The following is a 16,290-nucleotide window of genomic DNA, read 5'->3' as shown; positions in this document are numbered from 1 at the left end:
GGATGTTCAGCAAGTACTACCTGAGCGAGCTCAACTACCTCCGGGAGATGGGCCGGGCCTTCGGGCTCGCCAACCCGAGCGTCGCCGGCCTGCTGGTGGAGCGCGGCGCGGATCCGGACGTGGAGCGGCTGCTGGAGGGCTTCGCCTTCCTCACCGCGCGCATCCGCGAGCGCGTGGAGGACGACGTCCCGGAGATGGTGCAGGGGCTCACCGAGCTGCTGCTCCCCCACTACCTGCGCCCGGTGCCGGCGTGCTCCATCGTGGAGTTCACGCCCCAGATGCGAGCCCTGCGTGGCCGCTCGCGCATCACCGCGGGCGCCGAGGTGGCCTCCACGCCCCTGGATGGCACCAGCTGTATCTTCCGCACCACGCACGACGTGGACCTGCTGCCGCTCAGCGTGCAGGACGCCCTGCTGGACCGCTCGTCCGTGTCCTCGCCCGTGCTGCGCCTGTCCTTCCAGACGACGGAGCAGGGGCGCGAGGAGCTGCAGAAGCCCCTCGGGCTGCGCCTCTTCATCCACGGCGACATGTCCGCCAGCGCCCTCATCATGCTGTGGCTGCTGCGCTACTGCCGCCAGGTGCGCGTGCGCGGCGCCACCAGCGGGAACGAGGTGGTGCTGGACCCCAAGCGGAGCATCCGCCCGGTGGGCTTCGACCGGCACTTCCGCCTGCTGCCCTGGCCCCGGGCCTTCGACGGGTACCGCCTGCTCCAGGAGTACTTCACCCTGCCGGAGAAGTTCCTCTTCTTCGAGGTGCATGGCCTGGAGGCGGCCGCGTCCGCGCTGGAGGAGCGCTTCGAGATCTCCTTCCACCTGGAGCGCCCGCCGCCCCTGGACGCGCGCATCACCCGGGAGATGTTCCGCCTGCACTGCGCCCCCGTCATCAACCTCTTCCGGGCGCCGGCCAATCCCCTCTTCCACCACGCGCTGGGCCGCGAGCACCTGGTGCGGGCCGCGGAGTTGCAGCCCCCGCACGCGGAGGTGTACTCCGTGGACTCGGTGACGGGCCTGACGGCGGGCCGCAGCGAGCGCCGCACCTACCGGCCCTTCCACGAGTTCGAGCACACCCAGGGCGAGGGCTCCGAGCCCTCCTTCTACCGCCTGCGGCGCATCCACTCCCCCGTGGACGACGGCATCGACACCTACCTCACCCTGGAGACGCCGCGCGACGTGGCGCCCTCGCTCGGGACGGAGGAGGTGCTGTCCATCGATCTCACCTGCACCAACCGCTCGCTGCCCGCGCGGCTGCAGGTGGGGGACATCACCCAGTCCACCCCGGCCTCGCCCACCAACGCCAAATTCAAGAACATCACCCCGGTGAGCCGCCCGGCCCGCGCGCCCCTGGGCACGGAGCTGCACTGGCGGCTGCTCTCGCACCTGGCCATCAACCAGCACTCCATCGCGGATGGCGCCGCGCTGCGCCGCCTGCTGGACCTGTACAACTTCCAGGCACTGGCGGACAACCTCGCCGCCCGCGCCAGCCGCCTGCGCATCAACGCCATCCGCACCGTGGAGAACAAGGCCCTCACCCGCTTCCTGGAAGGCTCGCCCGTGCGCGGCAACCGGGCGCTGGTGGAGCTCGACGAGACGAATTTCATGGGGGTGGGAGACGCCTTCCTCTTCGGGTGCATCCTCGATGAGTTGCTGGCCTCCCATGTCACCCTCAACTCCTTCAACGAGCTGGCCATCCGGCTCCAGCCCTCGCAAACAGAGTTCGCATGGCTTCCGAGGAACGGCTTCCTGACCCTCTTGTAGAGGCGGCCAGGCTGCTGGGGGGAATGGCCAAGGAAGTCGGCTTCTTCCAGCTCGTGGCGTACATCGAGCGGCTCACCGCCGGGGCCGCCCGCGTGGGCAGCGTGGGCCCGGTCATGGAGGAGATGATCCGCTTCCGGCATGATCCCTCGCTCGGCTTCTCCTCGGGAGACGTGAGCGAGGTGACGCTGCGCAAGGTGCCCGTGCGCGCGGAGGAGCCGTACGCCCGGCGCCAGCTCTTTGAAGTGGTCACCCACTTCCTCGGCCTCACCGGCTCGGTGAGCCCGCTGCCGATGTACATCGCCGAGGAGATCGCCCAGGAGGACCCGGACCAGGCCGTGCGCCGGGAGTTCCTGGACCTCTTCCATCACCGGCTGCTGTCGCTGCTCTACCGCATCGAGTCCAAGTACCGCGTCACCAGCGAGTCCAACTCCACCAACACCGACCAGTGGTCCCGCCGGCTGCTGGCGCTCGCCGGTTTCGACACGTACGAGACGGAGCGCACCAGCAAGCTGCCCACGCGCAAGCTGCTGCGCATCGTCCCCCTGCTGGCCTCCCGCGCGCGCACCGCCGAGAAGATGGAGGCGGCCCTGGAGGACGTGCTCGGTGACCAGTTGGAGGGAGCGCGGGTCCGGGTGGAGCAGTTCGTGGGCCGCTGGGTGGACATCGACGCCCGGCTCCAGCTGGGCCGCAACAACCACATCCTCGGCAAGAACACGGTGCTGGGTGGCAAGGCGTTCGATCGCATGGGGAAGATCAAGATCCACATCGAGCCCCTGCCCACCCACCTGTACCGGAGGATGATGCCGGGTGGAGATCTGCTGCCGCAGGCCCGCGAGGTGGTGCGGCTCTTCCTGAAGGATCCGCTGGAGTACGAGTTCGAGCTGGGCCTGACGGAAGGCGTCACCCAGACGTTCAACCTCTCCAGCAAACAGTCGGCCCAGTTGGGGCTGGACACATGGCTGGGCAAGGGCAGGCAGATCCGCCTCTCGATTCCAGTCGTGTGAAGCACGGCCCTGGGGGGTGCCGGCAACCGACGGCGCTGGCACTCCTGATAGATTTTCCGCCGTCCCCTGTTGGAGGGTGCCGCCATCCGAGTCGAACCGAAAGCCCTCGTCCGCCGCCTCACGCCGACGGCCACCCGCACGCTGGAGGCCGCCGTCGCGCGTGCCAGCAGTGGGCGCTTCTATGAAATCGTCCCCGAGCACATGCTCGCGCAGATGCTCGAGCCCGAGGACTCGGACGTCGCCCGGCTGCTGCAGCACTTCCAGGTGGACCGCCGCCGGCTCGCCGCCAGCATGGAGCGCGCCCTCCAGGGCCTGCGCTCCGGCAACGCGGGCCGGCCCGTCTTCTCCGAGACGCTCTTCCAGTGGTTCGAGGACGCCTGGCTGATCGCCTCCGTGGAGCAGGGCGCCACCCGGCTGCGCTCCGGAGCGCTCTTCGCCCAGTTCGTCACCCGCCGCAACCGCTACACCGCCGAGCTCTTCCCCGAGCTGGACTCCATCTCCCGCGACGAGCTGATGGCCGCGCTGGACGCGGTGCTGCGGCCCTCGCCGGAGACGCTGGAGGTGGGCCCCGAGTCCGCCGCTGGAGGGGCCACCCCCGCGGCGTCCGCCCAGGGTGGCGCCGTGGGCGGCGAGGCGCTCGGCCGCTTCGCCACGTCCTTCACCGGCCGCGTGCGCGAGGGGAAGATCGATCCCATCTTCGGCCGCCACCGGGAGATCCGCCAGATGGTGGACATCCTCTCGCGGCGCCGGAAGAACAACCCCATCCTCGTGGGCGAGCCCGGCGTGGGCAAGACGGCCCTGGTGGAGGGCCTCGCCTGGGCCATCGTGAAGGGCGAGGTGCCCGACGCGCTGAAGAACGTGGAGCTGATGGGGCTGGACCTCGGCGCGCTGCAGGCCGGCGCGGGCGTGCGCGGTGAGTTCGAGAACCGCCTCAAGTCCGTCATCAACGAGGTGAAGGCCTCGCCCACGCCCATCATCCTCTTCATCGACGAGGCGCACACGCTCATCGGCTCCGGAGGCACCGCGGGCGGCAGCGACGGCGCCAACCTGCTCAAGCCGGCGCTCGCGCGCGGAGAGCTGCGCACCATCGCCGCCACCACCTGGGGCGAGTACAAGAAGTACTTCGAGAAGGACGCCGCGCTCGAGCGGCGCTTCCAGCCCGTCAAGGTGGACGAGCCGGGCGTCGAGGACGCCGAGCTGATGCTGCGCGGCCTGCGGCCCACCTACGAGGCCTCCCACGGCGTCACCATCCGCGACGAGGCCGTCTCCGCCGCGGTGCGCCTGTCCAGCCGCTACATCTCCGGCCGCCAGCTCCCCGACAAGGCCGTGGACCTGCTCGACACGGCCGCCGCGCGCGTGAAGATCGAGCTGTCCACCAAGCCGGATGAGCTGGTGTCGCTCGAGCAGGAGATCTCCGGCCTGGAACGCGAGCGCGATGCGCGCCAGAGAGACCTCGCCGAGGGCCACCCGGGAGACGCCGAGGTGGTGGAGACGCTGGAGCACAAGCTGGCCGCCCTGCGCGACCAGCGCGTCTCGCTGCAGGCCCGCTGGGAGACGGAGCGCACCGCGGTGAGCGCGCTGATGGAGGCGCGCAAGGCCCTGCTCTCCGCTCCGGCCGAGGCGGACAAGGCGCCCCTGAAGGCCGCGGTGGACGAGGCCGCGGCGAAGCTCGCCGAGGTGCGCGGCGAGGAGCCGCTGGTGCACGCGGAGGTGGACGCGGACATCGTGGCGCGCGTGGTGGCCAGCTGGACGGGCATCCCCGTGGGCAAGATGCGCAATGATCTGCTCACGGCGGTGCTGGGCCTCGAGGCGCGGCTCACCGAGCGCGTGCGCGGCCAGGAGCCCGCCCTGCGCAAGGTGGCGGAGATCATCCGCATCTCCCAGGCGCGCATCAACAACCCGGACACCCCCATTGGCGTGCTGCTCTTCGTGGGCCCCAGCGGCGTGGGCAAGACGGAGACGGCCCTGGCACTCGCCGACGTCCTCTACGGCGGCGAGCGCTTCATGACCACCTTCAACATGAGCGAGTTCCAGGAGAAGCACACCGTCTCCCGGCTCATCGGCTCGCCCCCCGGCTACGTGGGCTACGGCGAGGGCGGCCTGCTCACCGAGGCCGTGCGCCAGCGGCCCTACTCCGTCGTGCTGCTCGACGAGTGCGAGAAGGCCGACCTGGAGGTGATGAACCTCTTCTACCAGGTGTTCGACAAGGGCGTGCTCAACGACAGCGAGGGCCGCGCCGTCGACTTCCGCAACACCGTCGTCATCCTCACCAGCAACCTGGGCTCGGACATCCTCATGAAGATGCACGAGACGGGCGCCACGCCCACCGCCGAGGAGATGATCGCCAAGGTGCGCCCCGCCCTCAGCAAGCACTTCAAGCCCGCCCTGCTGGCCCGCATGACCATCGTCCCCTACGCCCCCGTGGGCACGGACATCATGCGGGAGATCGTCGCGATGAAGCTCGACAAGCTCTCCAAGCGGCTGCTGGCGGCCCATGGCGTGGAGACGACGCTCTCCCCCGAGCTGCTCGACGAGCTGGCCCGCCGCTGCACCGAGGCCGAGACGGGTGCCCGCAACGCCGAGCACATCCTCCAGGGCTCGCTGATGCCCGCCATCTCGCGCGAGCTGCTCGAGCGCATGGCCGGCGGCTCGGTCCCCAAGCGGCTGAACATCTCGCTCGACCCCCAGGGGGGTTGGGACATCCGGTTCGCCGAGGCATGAGGAACCCCATGACACAACGACTCCTGGCCGCAGCCCTCGCTCTCACCACCCCACTGGTGGGCTGCGCCACCGTTCCGAGACCCCAGCTGTGTGAGGCCACGGTCGGCGCCCAAGAGCGCTCCTACCCCACGCCCGACACGTGGTTCGGCCTGCTGCTGCACGGCTTCGATCCGGAGCACGGCGCGGCCCCCCGTCCCTCCGTGGACTGCTCCGGCGCTCCCGTGGCCTGGGAGGAGCCCTCGGCCGACGAGTGCCGCGAGGCGGGCCCCCAGCCCAAGCCGCTCCCGCCCAAGGAGCGGCTGGACGAGACGGACCTCATCCTCGAGACGCCCCAGGCCAACGAGCGGCTGGTGTGGGTCATCACCCGGCGCTTCGACAACGGCGAGGGCCTGGGCCCCGTGGCCCTGGTGGATCGCACCAAGGTGGGCTTCATCGTCCGGGGCCTCGGCTCGCTGCGCGGCATGACGGAGAACGTGCGGCTGCGCATGGAGCGCGTGGGCTCCACGGAGGTGCTGGTCGCCGAGGGTGATGCGTGCACCAAGGAGGAGCCGCAGGTGTGCCGGCGGGCCGCTCGCATCCTGCCGCTGCGCAACGGGCGCTTCTTCTCGGAGTCCGTGTCCGACTCCGAGCGCGCCTGCCTGGGCGCCGGCTGGTTCCCCCTCAGCCGCGTGCAGACCTTCGAGATGCCCAACGGCCTGCGCCGCAAGTTCGAGCTGACGTCCACCCTCGTCTTCAACTCCGACGACATCACCGTCCAGGAGCAGGTGTCGGTGAGCGACTCGGACCCGAAGCAGCCCTCCATCCCCGAGCGCCTCTACCGCCGCGCCCAGAACGAGCGGAAGCTCAAGGTGGAGGAGAACGTGCTGGTGGGCAGCGCGCCCTCGCTGTGGACGCGCATGGTGGAGTTGCAGCTCCAGGCCGGTGCCAAGGCCCTGCCCGATGTGCCCACCGTCGTGCCCGCGCCTCCGAAGGAAGATCCGAAGGCGACGGGCACGGCCAAGAACATCCCCTGAGGCGACGCCGCCGGCTCACAGGCCCGCGGCGAGCCCCTTGCGCAACGCCTGCGCGGGCGGCACGGGAGCGGAGGGATCCACCGAGACCTTCCCCGTGTCGCCCTCGAAGGACGCCACCGTGTTGCGGCCCCTGGCGAACGCCACCCGGGCGATGCGCCGCAGGGTGTCCCGACCGTTGGGCTCCTTGCCGATGAGCCGCAGCGCGTGCGCCACCGCGTTCATCGCGTCCTCCAGCGCGCGCCGCCCCGGCTCCGTGTCCAGCTCCACCCAGTCCACCTCGAAGCTCAGCGGCTTGCCGCCCAGCTTCTGCTCTCCCGGCCAGAACTGCTCGGTGATGCCGTGCGCCAGCCGGTCCGCGTGCCGCAGCAGATCCTCCCGGTTCAGCGCGGGCCGCAGCAGGAAGGGCACCTGGTTGAGCACCGCCGGGGACTCGACCGTCACCGCGATCACCGAGGTGAACTCCACGTACGTCACCGACTCGCTGCGCGACAGCAGCCCCTCCTTCGCGGACGCCAGGAGGATGGCCTCACGAGGGAGGTAGTCCAACAGCACTCCCGACAGCCTCACGCCCTGCGCCAGGTGCAGCGTGAGCGTGAAGGTGGGGACGTCCTCCCCCGCCCGACCACGCGCCACCTGCGCGGCGAGAGCGTCCAGCATCTTCTCCACGCGACGTGCGACCAGCCGCTGCACCCCTTCCATGCGCTGCGCCTCCTGTGTGTCGGGTGTCCCGAGCCGATTCAGCGCCCGCCCCGGCGGCGGGCCTCGGCATCCATCACGCGCTTCTCTACCTTGACCCGGGCGAAGTTGGAGAACAACCCGTCCGGCTGCACTCCCTGCATCGCGCGCATCTGCTGGCGGAGATCCTCCAGCGTCTTCTCCGCCCTCCCCCGCCGCGTGGCCAGCTCCGCGTTCGAGGCGAAGCGGATGGACAGCATCGTGTCCACGTCCACACGGCCATCCAGCTCGCGCTCCTGAAGCTCCAGCGAGATGGGGCGCGGCACCGGGTCCTCCAGCGTCCTGGCCACCAGGGCCCGCAGCTCCTGGGCCCTCGCTCGCAGGGTCTCCTCGTCCGGGGCGGCCTCCAGCCGCTCCATCCCCGCGGCCAGTGCATCCACCAGCGGCGTCATCGCCTGGCGGCCCGGCGGAGACAGCAGCTGCGTCACGTAGGCATCCATCCCGTCCCCCCCGGCCTGCTCCACCACCTGGCGCAGCAGGGGCAGCCAGTCCGCCTTGAGCTGCTCGCGCACGGACGGCAACGGCGCCCTGGCCTGCCCGGCCTTCTGGAGCGCCTCGTCCAGGCCCTTCAGGACGGCCCCGGCCGGGAGCACACCGCGGGGCGCGGCCGAGCGATCATGCCAGCGGCTCTGCCGGACTTCCGGCGCCACCCCGGTGAAGGCCGGGCTGCCCGGGCTCGTCGTCTCCCCGTTGAGCGACGGCATGCCCGCGTGGCCTCGCGGCTTGTCGAAGATCGGACGCCCCGGATTGGTGGGCACGTCCGACGTGTCGAAGCCGTCCCCCCTCGAGCGCGCGGGCACTCGCGGCAGCCCGAGCCTGCGCGGCTCGATCGTCGTCGGCTCGTCGTCGTCCTGCCCCAGTGGCACACCCCGGGGAGGACCCTTTGGTTTCGACGGAGGTGGCGGCATGAGGTTCCTGGGGGCCATGTTGCTACGGCGTGGCACGGCAAGCAAAGCCACCCGGAGTAGGATGACGGCGGATGCCGCGCGCCCCCCATGCTCCTCCCGTCCTCGACGAGGAGGCGCTCGTCCACCAGTTCCCCGGACTCGACCGGCGCGCGCTCGGCGCCTTCTACACCCCCGCGCCCCTCGTGGAGCGCACCCTCGCGCTCGCCCTCTCGCATGCGGGAGAGGGGCCGCTCGCCGTGGTGGACCCCGCTTGTGGTGCCGGTGCCTTTCTCGCCGCCGCTGCCCGCGCCCGCCCCGAAGCGCACCTCTCGGGCCTCGAGCTCTCTCCCGAGGTCGCTCGTCTGTGTCAGGACCGCGTCCCCGCTGCCGATGTCCGCGTGGGCGATGCGCTGCGCGGTGGGTTGGAGCCCCTGCTCGCGAGCCTCCCTCCGGCTCGCCAGGAGGTGTGGATCGGCAACCCGCCCTACAACGGCACTTCCTCGCTCCTGAAGGACCGCGATGCCTACGCGCGTCTCCGTGCCCTCCTGCCCCTCGCGCTCCCCCAGGGCACCAGCCTGCGCGATGACTTCGCCTTCTTCCTGCTGCTCGCCGCGCACCGGCTCTCCTCTCGCCCCGGCGTGCTGGCCTTCATCACCCCCACCAGTCTCCTCGACGCCTTCCTCTACGCTCCCCTGCGCGAAACGCTCCTGCGCATGCTGTCCCTGCGTGAAGTGGTCGACCTCGGCCCCGGTGCCTTCGCTGGGACCCAGGTGCGCACCTGCATCACCGTGTGGACCTCTCCTCCGGATCCGCGGGTTCGGCCCGTCTACTCACGGGCCTCGGATTCGCGGCCCGAGTACTCCCGGCACCCTCACCCCGTCCCTCTCCCGGAGGGCGAGGGGATGTTGACGCAGGGGGGTTCGATATTGGGGACTCGTTTTGTCCCCGAGGCTCCTGAATGGCGCCTGGCGCCCACTCCTCCCGATGCCTCCGAGCTCGATGCCCGCTGGCGCTCCGAGGGCGAGCCCCTCGATACCCTCGTCCCCGTGAGTCTCCCCGGTGTGAAGACCCGCTTCGATGAGCTGCTCGTCGATGACGACCCTCAACGGCTCCTCGCCCGTCTCGAGGACTTCGCACGCTCACCCCCGGAGGCGCTCGAGGACTTCGCCCGGAGCCATGCCATCCCTTCCGCACTGCTGCCCAAGCTGCGCGCCTTGAAGGACGGGCCTCCCTTCACCGTGGACCCCTCCTGCGTGCGCCCCTTCTTCCGCTATGCCGGCGCGCGCCACCGAGGCACCCTCCCCCCCGAATCCCGCGCCTTCTGCTACCTCGACCGGCGCCTCATCCCTCGCGGAGACCACCGCCTCCGCGGTCCGTGGGATCCCCATCGCGGCGCCGTGAAGCTCCTCTTCAACGTGCGTGAACTTCCCCTCTCCGCCGCGCTCCTGGAGGAAGAGGGCTGCGTGCATGATCACCGGCACGCCCGCTTCGCGCCCCTGCTGGTGCCCCAGCGCGTGCGCGACGAGGGGCTCGACATCACCCGCGTCACCCGCTCCGAGGACTCCCTGGGCCCGCTCGTGCCCAACCTCTCGCCCCGTGGGCTGGCATGGGCGGAGCAGCTCGGCGGCCCGCTCGCCGTCTTCAAGGCCCTCGTGCGCTTCCTCAACGGACCCGATGTGCAGCGGCGCTGGGCTCCCGTGTACGGCGCCTCGCGTGTCGTGCCCGTTCCCCTGGCTGCTCTCCAGCCTTGAGGAACGCGCCCGGCGCATTAGTGTCCACCTTCACTCTCGTTCCGGAAGTCCGGAATCGGGAACCCTCGCAGTGAAGGAGACATCGTCCATGAAGACTCGTGCGCTGCTCACCGCCGCCGTTCTCTGCCTCGCCGGCCCCGCCCTCGCCCAGGGGAAGGCCCCCGCCGCCAAGGAGAAGGCCGCCGCCAAGAAGGACGAGAAGATGGCCGCCGCCGCGGGTGCCACCGCCAAGGCCGAGCTGAAGGACCAGAAGGGCCAGTCCGTGGGCGAGGTGACGCTCTCCGAGACGCCCCACGGCGTCCTCATCAAGGGCACGCTCTCCAACCTCCCCCCGGGCGAGCACGCCATCCACATCCACGAGACCGGCAAGTGCGAGGCCCCCTTCCAGACCGCCGGTGGCCACCTCAACCCCAACAAGAAGAAGCACGGCGTCCTCGCCGCCGAGGGCAAGCACGAGGGCGACCTGCCCAACCTCTACGTGGGCGCCGATGGCAAGGCGCAGTTCGACGCCTTCGCCCATGACCTCAAGCTGAAGGACGTGCAGGACGCGGACGGAGCGGCCGTCGTCGTCCACGCGGGCGTGGATGACTACAAGAGCGACCCCGCCGGCAACGCGGGCGACCGCATCGCCTGCGGCGTCGTGCAGGTGCAGAAGTAGCCTCGACTCGACGTGAGGGGCTGGGAGCCGGAATCGGGTGTCCCAGCCCCGGCCTACAACGGCCGCGCCTCGGGCCCTCCCGCCACGGCGGAGAGATCCACCTGCTTCCCCTCCGGCGGCGGCGTGAACCGGCGCAGCGTCCCCTCTTGCCAGCGCAGGAACACCAGCGAGGGGTCCTCGAGCGGCACATCGAACTCGAAGCCCAACCGTGTCGGCCCCTGGGCGTCCGCGGCCAGCACCGTCACCCGCATTCCCTCCAGCTTCACCTCCGCGCCCCGCGCCAGCATGTGCTCCGGAGAACGGAGCGTCTGCTCGGCCTCGGTGGCGAGGAAGTGGCCTCCGTTGGGGAGCTCCAGCGCGAGCGAGTTCGGCCCGGTGCGCGTGACGATGGGCGACTCCTGCACCATCGCCAGTGGCCACCACGAGCGGGGCAGCACTTGTCCTTCCAAGGCCCAGTGGACGGGGATGTACAGCAGCACGCCGATGTCCCGGGCCTCGAGCACCACCACGCGCTGGGACGCGATGCGCGCCGGATCCAGCTCGCCCCTCACCTTCCGCGCCAGCTCCACGGAGCCCGTCCCGAGCTGACGGATCATCATCGACATCGCGGGCCAACTCAGCGGCGCGAGCACGAGGTGGAACAGCGCGAGCACGGCCCCCGCCACGGCCATGCCCCGAGGACGCCAACCCCTCGCCCGCGAGCGCCACGCATGCCGGAGCACCACGGCCAGCAGCACCGAGGCGCCCAGGCTCGGCACGAACAGCAGCCGGCCCATGGGCATGCTCGAGGTCACGGGCAGCAGCGACAACAACGCGCCCACGGCGAGCCAGCGGCTGTGCCGTTGCTCCTCCTCGGAGAGCCCGGGCCAGGCCGAGCGCACCAGCACGACGAGTACCGCGAGCCCGGCCACTCCCAGGGCCACCAGCGCCGGACGGCTGGCCAGAATGATGCCCCAGAGGTCCACGGGAACCCCCACCAGTCCGCCGATGAGCGCGGGCACCCGGCCGAGCGCGGCCACCAGGTAGCGTCCCGGCTCTCCCACCGGATCCAGGTACATGGCGGACCCGTACGCGCCATACCCGAGCGCCTTGTACACACCGAGGTAGGCGACCGCGAGCACCGCCGCGGGAGCCACGGCCCGCAGCCGCTCCGCCACCGTCCCCCGGGCACCCGACAGCTCATACGCCAGCACGTAGGCGAAGACGCCCAGCGCCGACTCCCCCGCCGTCAGGCTCGCCGCGAGCGCGACGAGCGAGACCGGCAGGGCCCACCGCTTTCCCGCCTCGCGCCACTCGAGGTGCATCCACAGGCCCACCAGGGCCAGAGCGGTGGACACCAGGGCGTTGCGGTTGGAGATCCACCCCACGGGCAGCAGGTGCGCGTCGTCCACGGCGAACAGCAGCAGCGCGAGCACCGCGAGGGAACCGGGCATCACGCGCCGCAGCAGCCCCCCGAACAGGGCCACCACCCCGAGGTACCAGAGCACCGAGTGCACGTGATAGCCCACCGCGTTACGGCCGAAGAGGCGGTAGTCCAGCGTCTCGAGCGCGCTCGACAGCGGGCGCCAGAAGGCGATCTTCAGCTCGGGCAGCGTCCACCAGGGATAGGGCCCCTCCTGCACGATGCGGCGCATGCCCTCGGCGTCTCCTCCGGCGAAGCGGAAGAGGTCCATCGGCGAGCCCAGGGGCCACCTGCCCTCGAAGATGAGCAGGTGCAGGTTGTCATCCAGGGCGAACCCCATGCCCAGCGTGGACAGACCCAGCACCAGGGCCACGGCGAGGCAGGCCCAGAGGGCCCGGGGAGAATCGTATCCGCACTTCGAAGAGGAGTCGTCCATGGGGGCGTGACCTCCGACAACGCCGCCACGCCCCGGGTTCCCCGTGGAAGCTCAAGACCCCTGCTCCTGGCCCGCCACCCACGTGGCGAGCACCGTGAGGTCCTCCCGGAGCAGCGTGAGATCGGCGCGGTAGCCCGGCGCCAACCGGCCCAGGTGTCCGTCCAACCCGAGGTAGCTCGCGGGATGGAGCGACGCCATGCGCAGGCACTCCTCGAGCGGCAGCCCGAGCAACCGGACGCAGTTGCGCACCGCCGTCACCATGTCGATGTCCGCGCCGGCCAGTGTTCCGTTCTCCGTCACGAGGCGGCCCTCCCGGCGCAGGATGGTGCGGCCATACAGCGTGAACGAGGCCGCCCCGGTGCCCACCGGAGGCATGGCATCGGTGACGAGGAAGACCCGGCCGGGCCGCTTGACCTTCAGGAGCAGGCGCAGCATCGCCGGATGGACGTGGATGCCATCCGCGATGACCCCGCACCACGCCTCGTCCGCTTCGAGCGCCGCCACCACCGGGCCCGGCTGACGGCTCTGCGCGGGCGGCATGGCGTTGAACAGGTGCGTGAACCCCCGTACGCCCGCCGCCAGGGCCTCGCGCGTCCGCTCATACGTCGCCGCCGTGTGGCCCGCCGAGAGCACCACCCCCGCCGCGGCGAGCCGCCCGATGACGGCATCCTCCACGCACTCCGGCGCCAGCGTCACCACCAGCCGGCCCCCCTGCCCGGCCAGGCGCTCCGGCAGCGCGCTCAGGTAATCGACATCCCCGGCGCCGGGCACACGGATGAAGCGTGACTCGTGCACCCCGGGCCGCTCGCCACTGATGAAGGGACCTTCCAGGTGGATGCCGAGCACACCGCTGGCCGGCCGGCGCATCGCTTCGAGCGCGGCCTCGCAGGCCTCGCGCATCCTGTCCGGCGCATCGGTGATGAAGGTGGGCAACAGCCCCGTGGTGCCCGAGCGCCGGGCCGCCGCCGCGATGGCGAGCGCCGCCTCGGGGGTGGGCGTGTCGTTGAAGAGCACGCCTCCGGCTCCGTTGACCTGGGCATCCAGGAAACCCGGCACCAGCAGCGTGCCCCCCGGCAACCGCTGCACCTGGGCTCCGGCCGGCACGGCGTCCAACGGCACCACCGCGCGGATGCGCTCACCCTCGAGCACCAGCCCGTGGTCCTCGAGCATGCGCTCGCCGGTGAAGAGGCGTGCTCCCGTGAGGATGCGTGTCATCACACCGTCTCCGTCACCTTGCGCAGGTGCGCGGGGACATCCGGGTCCATCCCGCGCGCCACCGCCAGCCGGTGGACCGACATGTAGAAGCTCTGCACCTGGCACAGGGGCGCGATGGCGCTCGGCACTCCCGGGACCACGGGCAGAAGCTCGGCTCCCGGTACCGCGAGCACCGAGCGGACATCCGCTCCCAGCTCCACCATGCGGCGCACCACGCTCCGCGTCCCCTCGGCCGAGCTGTCCTCCTGCCCCAGCGCCAGCACGGGGAAACCGCGTCCCACCAGCGCGAGCGGACCGTGGATGACCTCGGCGGTGCTGAAGGCCTCGGCGTGCAGCCGGCACGTCTCCTTGAACTTCAGCGCCAGCTCGAGCGCCGCGCCGAGCCCCATGCCCCGCCCCAGTACGAACAGGTTGTGCGCTCCCGTGAGCCGCTCCAGCGCCGGCCACCAGTCCAGCGCCCGCGCCGCCTCCAGCGCCTCCGGCAGCCGCGCCACCGCATCCCGCAGCACCGCCTCTCCGGACCAGTGCGCCACCAGCTGCAGGAAGGCGAGGCCCGAGAGGATATAGGACTTCGTGGCGGCCACGCTCTGCTCGGGGCCGGCGCACAGCGGCAGCCCGATGTCGCAGAGCGAGAAGAGCGGCGAGTCCTCGTTGTTGATGAAGCCGATGACCAGCGCGCCTCCCGCTCGGGCCGCCTCCGTCAGACGCAGGAGGTCCGGACTGCGGCCGGACTGCGAGACGGCCACGAAGAGGCACTCCCGGAAATCGAAGCCCCGGGTGTTGTAGACCGAGGCCACGCTCGGACCCACCGAGGCCACCGCGCGCCCCAGCGTGGTTTCGATCAGGTACTTGCCGTAGCTCGCCGCATGGTCGGAGCTGCCCCGCGCACAGGTGACGACGAAACGCGGAGGCCGCTGGCGCAGCCGCTCACCCAGTCCGGCGAAGGCCGCCTCGCAACGGGAGATCTGCCGGCGAGCGGCCTCGGCCGACTGGGCGGCCTCGAGTGCCATGGCGGGAAGGGAGGAGGTGTCCACCCTTCCAATCTAATCCCCACGGCGGCCCTGGGGAGACCCCACGGCCCGCGAGCGTGCTCAACGGCACAGAGGCCGCGAGGACGCACCCGCGTTGGACGCGAGGAGCCCGAGGAACTCGCTCGCCTGGGGCTCCTGGCCGCTGGACCAGAGCGCGGACTCCGCCCAGCACTGCACCCACGGGGTGCTCCAGTCCGCCGGGAGCTCGCCGCACTGGCCCCGGCGCCAGGTGCCACGGGCCTGGGCATCCCGCTTCACCGCCTCCAACACGTAGGGCGTGAGCTGCGCGACGAAGGCGTCCGCGTAGGCCTGCTCGGCCGGAATCACCAGCGGATCCGCCTGGAGCCCTCCGGGCCGGAAGCCCACGTGCTCCTGGTCCTGGAACCGCAGCGCCCCCGCGGCCTGCACGGGCTCGGTGGACCCCGGCGTGCTCGACTGGAGCTTGAACCGGTAGTTCGACGACCAGTTGTAGGTGAACACCGAGTAGGCGAAGGTGTCGTGCACGTCCTCCAGCACCGTCTCGGAGGTGTTGGACAGACTGTCGCGCGCGGCCTCGAGCTCACGCGAGCTGCTCTCGTACCCGTCGGCCGCCTTCTTGGCTTCGGCGCAGAGCGTCTTCTTGTCCGGAGGAGGGGGGCAGCCCACGCACGTCGCGTCGTGGACCTTGTCCGCGCGCTCGCACGCGGCCTGCTTGTCCGCCTTCACCTTCCGGGCCTGCTCGAAAGCGCTCTCGGCGAGATCGAGACGCTCCCGGGCCCTGCGGTACTCGGGGTTGCGGACCTCCCGCCTGCCACTGACGTAATCCAGGTTGCGCACGTCCTCGGTGACCGTCTGCACGGCGCGCTGGATGAGCGCATCCACCCAGACCTGGAACACATCCGGCTGGCCCGTCACCGTTCCCGTGGACGCGCACCGCGCCCAGGCCGGCAGCGACGAGGCCATGCGCTCGCACAGGCCCGAGAGCCCGTTGGCGATCCGGGGAGACATCGAGCCGTCGAGGTGGGCCATCACGGGAATGGCGCTCTGGGCATAGAAGCTCTGGCGGGCCGAGACGACCCGCGAGGCCGCCTCCGAGGAAGGCGAGAGGCACTGCGCCGCGGACATCAGCACGACGGAAGCGCCATGCGCGTCCGCGCCCCGCGCCGTGGTGGCGAGCTCCGAGAAGCGCGAGGCCAGCCCCGCCGCGCGCTCGGTGATCAGCGTCTGGAAGCCCGGGACGGGGAGCTGCTGGGCGCGCGACTGGAGACAGGCCAGTCCGGCCACCGCCGTGCCCAGCGGGCCCTCCGGCTGCCATTGCGAGCAACGCTGCACGTGGAGCTCACTGGCCTTCTCGAGCAGCCCGTTGACCTCGGCGTGCGCGGGGATGAGGTCCTTGGCGTCCAGCAGCGGAGGGAGGCACCGGTCGAGGTCGCCCGCCTCGCACGGCGGACGCGCGGACTCGAGGGCCTGGTCCGTCGCCTTCTGCGCGAAGAGAGGGAAGCGGCTACACGCGTCCTTGTCATCGGGAGCGGCGGCACAGGCCGAGCGGTAGGCGCGGGCGGCGGTCAGGAAGTCACCACGCACCGCCGCGTCCTTGGCCTGGGCCATGGCCTCACGGTAGGCGGTGTTGCAACCACTCGCGGCGAGGAGAACGAGCAGCAGGGAGAAACGCGAGAGCAGGGGATGGGAATGCATTGCCCCCGC

Annotated in this window: 12 protein-coding genes; 6 read left to right on the top strand and 6 right to left on the bottom strand. The window is 71.2% G+C overall.

The features are described from left to right. Nucleotides 1-2 precede the first annotated feature (2 nt). From tssF to VFZ09_RS06650, 4 genes are all read left to right on the top strand, one after another. Nucleotides 3-1,754, top strand: a complete 1,752-nt coding sequence (gene tssF / locus VFZ09_RS06665) for a type VI secretion system baseplate subunit TssF (RefSeq protein WP_329726638.1) — start codon at nt 3-5, stop codon at nt 1,752-1,754. A 23-nt stretch (nt 1,755-1,777) separates the two neighbouring features. Next, nucleotides 1,778-2,758 carry a type VI secretion system baseplate subunit TssG gene (tssG, locus tag VFZ09_RS06660; RefSeq protein WP_329726637.1) on the top strand — a complete coding sequence of 327 codons (981 nt, stop codon included), beginning with the start codon at nt 1,778-1,780 and terminating at the stop codon, nt 2,756-2,758. A 69-nt stretch (nt 2,759-2,827) separates the two neighbouring features. Next, a complete protein-coding gene (gene tssH, locus VFZ09_RS06655; RefSeq protein WP_329726636.1) occupies nt 2,828-5,479 on the top strand; it encodes a type VI secretion system ATPase TssH in 2,652 nt (883 codons plus the stop codon). 8 nt (nt 5,480-5,487) lie between these two features. After that, entirely contained in the window at nt 5,488-6,492 is a 1,005-nt protein-coding gene (locus tag VFZ09_RS06650; RefSeq protein ID WP_329726635.1) for a hypothetical protein, read from the top strand. Between the two features lie 15 nt (nt 6,493-6,507). On the opposite strand, the gene VFZ09_RS06645 is transcribed toward VFZ09_RS06650, so the two are convergent. Together VFZ09_RS06645 and VFZ09_RS06640 are read right to left on the bottom strand one after the other, a co-directional pair. Next, nucleotides 6,508-7,191 carry a hypothetical protein gene (locus tag VFZ09_RS06645; protein ID WP_329726634.1) on the bottom strand — a complete coding sequence of 228 codons (684 nt, stop codon included), beginning with the start codon at nt 7,189-7,191 and terminating at the stop codon, nt 6,508-6,510. Nucleotides 7,192-7,229: 38 nt separating this feature from the next. Beyond that, entirely contained in the window at nt 7,230-8,093 is an 864-nt protein-coding gene (locus VFZ09_RS06640) for a hypothetical protein (protein ID WP_329726633.1), read from the bottom strand. Between the two features lie 113 nt (nt 8,094-8,206). Between VFZ09_RS06640 and VFZ09_RS06635 the strand changes: the two genes are divergently transcribed. Next, entirely contained in the window at nt 8,207-9,865 is a 1,659-nt protein-coding gene (locus VFZ09_RS06635; RefSeq protein ID WP_329726632.1) for an N-6 DNA methylase, read from the top strand. 88 nt (nt 9,866-9,953) lie between these two features. Next, nucleotides 9,954-10,523 (top strand): superoxide dismutase family protein, encoded by a 570-nt coding sequence (locus tag VFZ09_RS06630; RefSeq protein ID WP_329726631.1) that lies wholly within the window; start codon nt 9,954-9,956, stop codon nt 10,521-10,523. 53 nt (nt 10,524-10,576) lie between these two features. Here the strand turns inward: VFZ09_RS06630 and VFZ09_RS06625 are convergent, their stop codons facing one another. The 4 genes from VFZ09_RS06625 to VFZ09_RS06610 are packed head-to-tail and all read right to left on the bottom strand — an operon-like array spanning nt 10,577 to nt 16,281. Further along, entirely contained in the window at nt 10,577-12,361 is a 1,785-nt protein-coding gene (locus VFZ09_RS06625) for a hypothetical protein (RefSeq protein ID WP_329726630.1), read from the bottom strand. Nucleotides 12,362-12,412: 51 nt separating this feature from the next. Then, nucleotides 12,413-13,576, bottom strand: coding sequence for an N-acetylglucosamine-6-phosphate deacetylase (nagA, locus tag VFZ09_RS06620; protein WP_329726629.1), 1,164 nt, complete (start codon nt 13,574-13,576; stop codon nt 12,413-12,415). Continuing rightward, nucleotides 13,576-14,610: an SIS domain-containing protein gene (locus VFZ09_RS06615; protein ID WP_329726628.1), complete on the bottom strand. Its 1,035-nt coding sequence runs from the start codon at nt 14,608-14,610 to the stop codon at nt 13,576-13,578. The genes nagA and VFZ09_RS06615 overlap by 1 nt, the downstream gene beginning before the upstream one ends. A gap of 57 nt (nt 14,611-14,667) precedes the next feature. Beyond that, the gene (locus VFZ09_RS06610; RefSeq protein ID WP_329726627.1) at nt 14,668-16,281 is read right to left on the bottom strand and encodes a hypothetical protein; all 1,614 of its coding nucleotides are present in this window, start codon (nt 16,279-16,281) and stop codon (nt 14,668-14,670) included. Nucleotides 16,282-16,290: the final 9 nt, after the last annotated feature.

Source organism: Archangium sp., from assembly GCF_036277355.1.
Taxonomy (GTDB): Bacteria; Myxococcota; Myxococcia; order Myxococcales; family Myxococcaceae; genus Archangium.
The sequence above is the reverse complement of the archived record's forward strand: the minus strand, read 5'-3'. Positions and strand labels throughout refer to the sequence as shown.

Bases quoted from the DNA above. Each gene is read 5' to 3' on its own strand.
- tssF (WP_329726638.1), top strand. From the start codon at position 3: ATGTTCAGCAAGTACTACCTGAGCGAGCTCAACTACCTCCGGGAGATG.
- tssG (WP_329726637.1), top strand. From the start codon at position 1,778: ATGGCCAAGGAAGTCGGCTTCTTCCAGCTCGTGGCGTACATCGAGCGG.
- VFZ09_RS06650 (WP_329726635.1), top strand. From the start codon at position 5,488: ATGACACAACGACTCCTGGCCGCAGCCCTCGCTCTCACCACCCCACTG.
- VFZ09_RS06630 (WP_329726631.1), top strand. From the start codon at position 9,954: ATGAAGACTCGTGCGCTGCTCACCGCCGCCGTTCTCTGCCTCGCCGGC.
- VFZ09_RS06610 (WP_329726627.1), bottom strand. From the start codon at position 16,281: ATGCATTCCCATCCCCTGCTCTCGCGTTTCTCCCTGCTGCTCGTTCTC.
- VFZ09_RS06645 (WP_329726634.1), bottom strand. From the start codon at position 7,191: ATGGAAGGGGTGCAGCGGCTGGTCGCACGTCGCGTGGAGAAGATGCTG.
- VFZ09_RS06635 (WP_329726632.1), top strand. From the start codon at position 8,207: ATGCCGCGCGCCCCCCATGCTCCTCCCGTCCTCGACGAGGAGGCGCTC.
- nagA (WP_329726629.1), bottom strand. From the start codon at position 13,576: ATGACACGCATCCTCACGGGAGCACGCCTCTTCACCGGCGAGCGCATG.
- VFZ09_RS06625 (WP_329726630.1), bottom strand. From the start codon at position 12,361: ATGGACGACTCCTCTTCGAAGTGCGGATACGATTCTCCCCGGGCCCTC.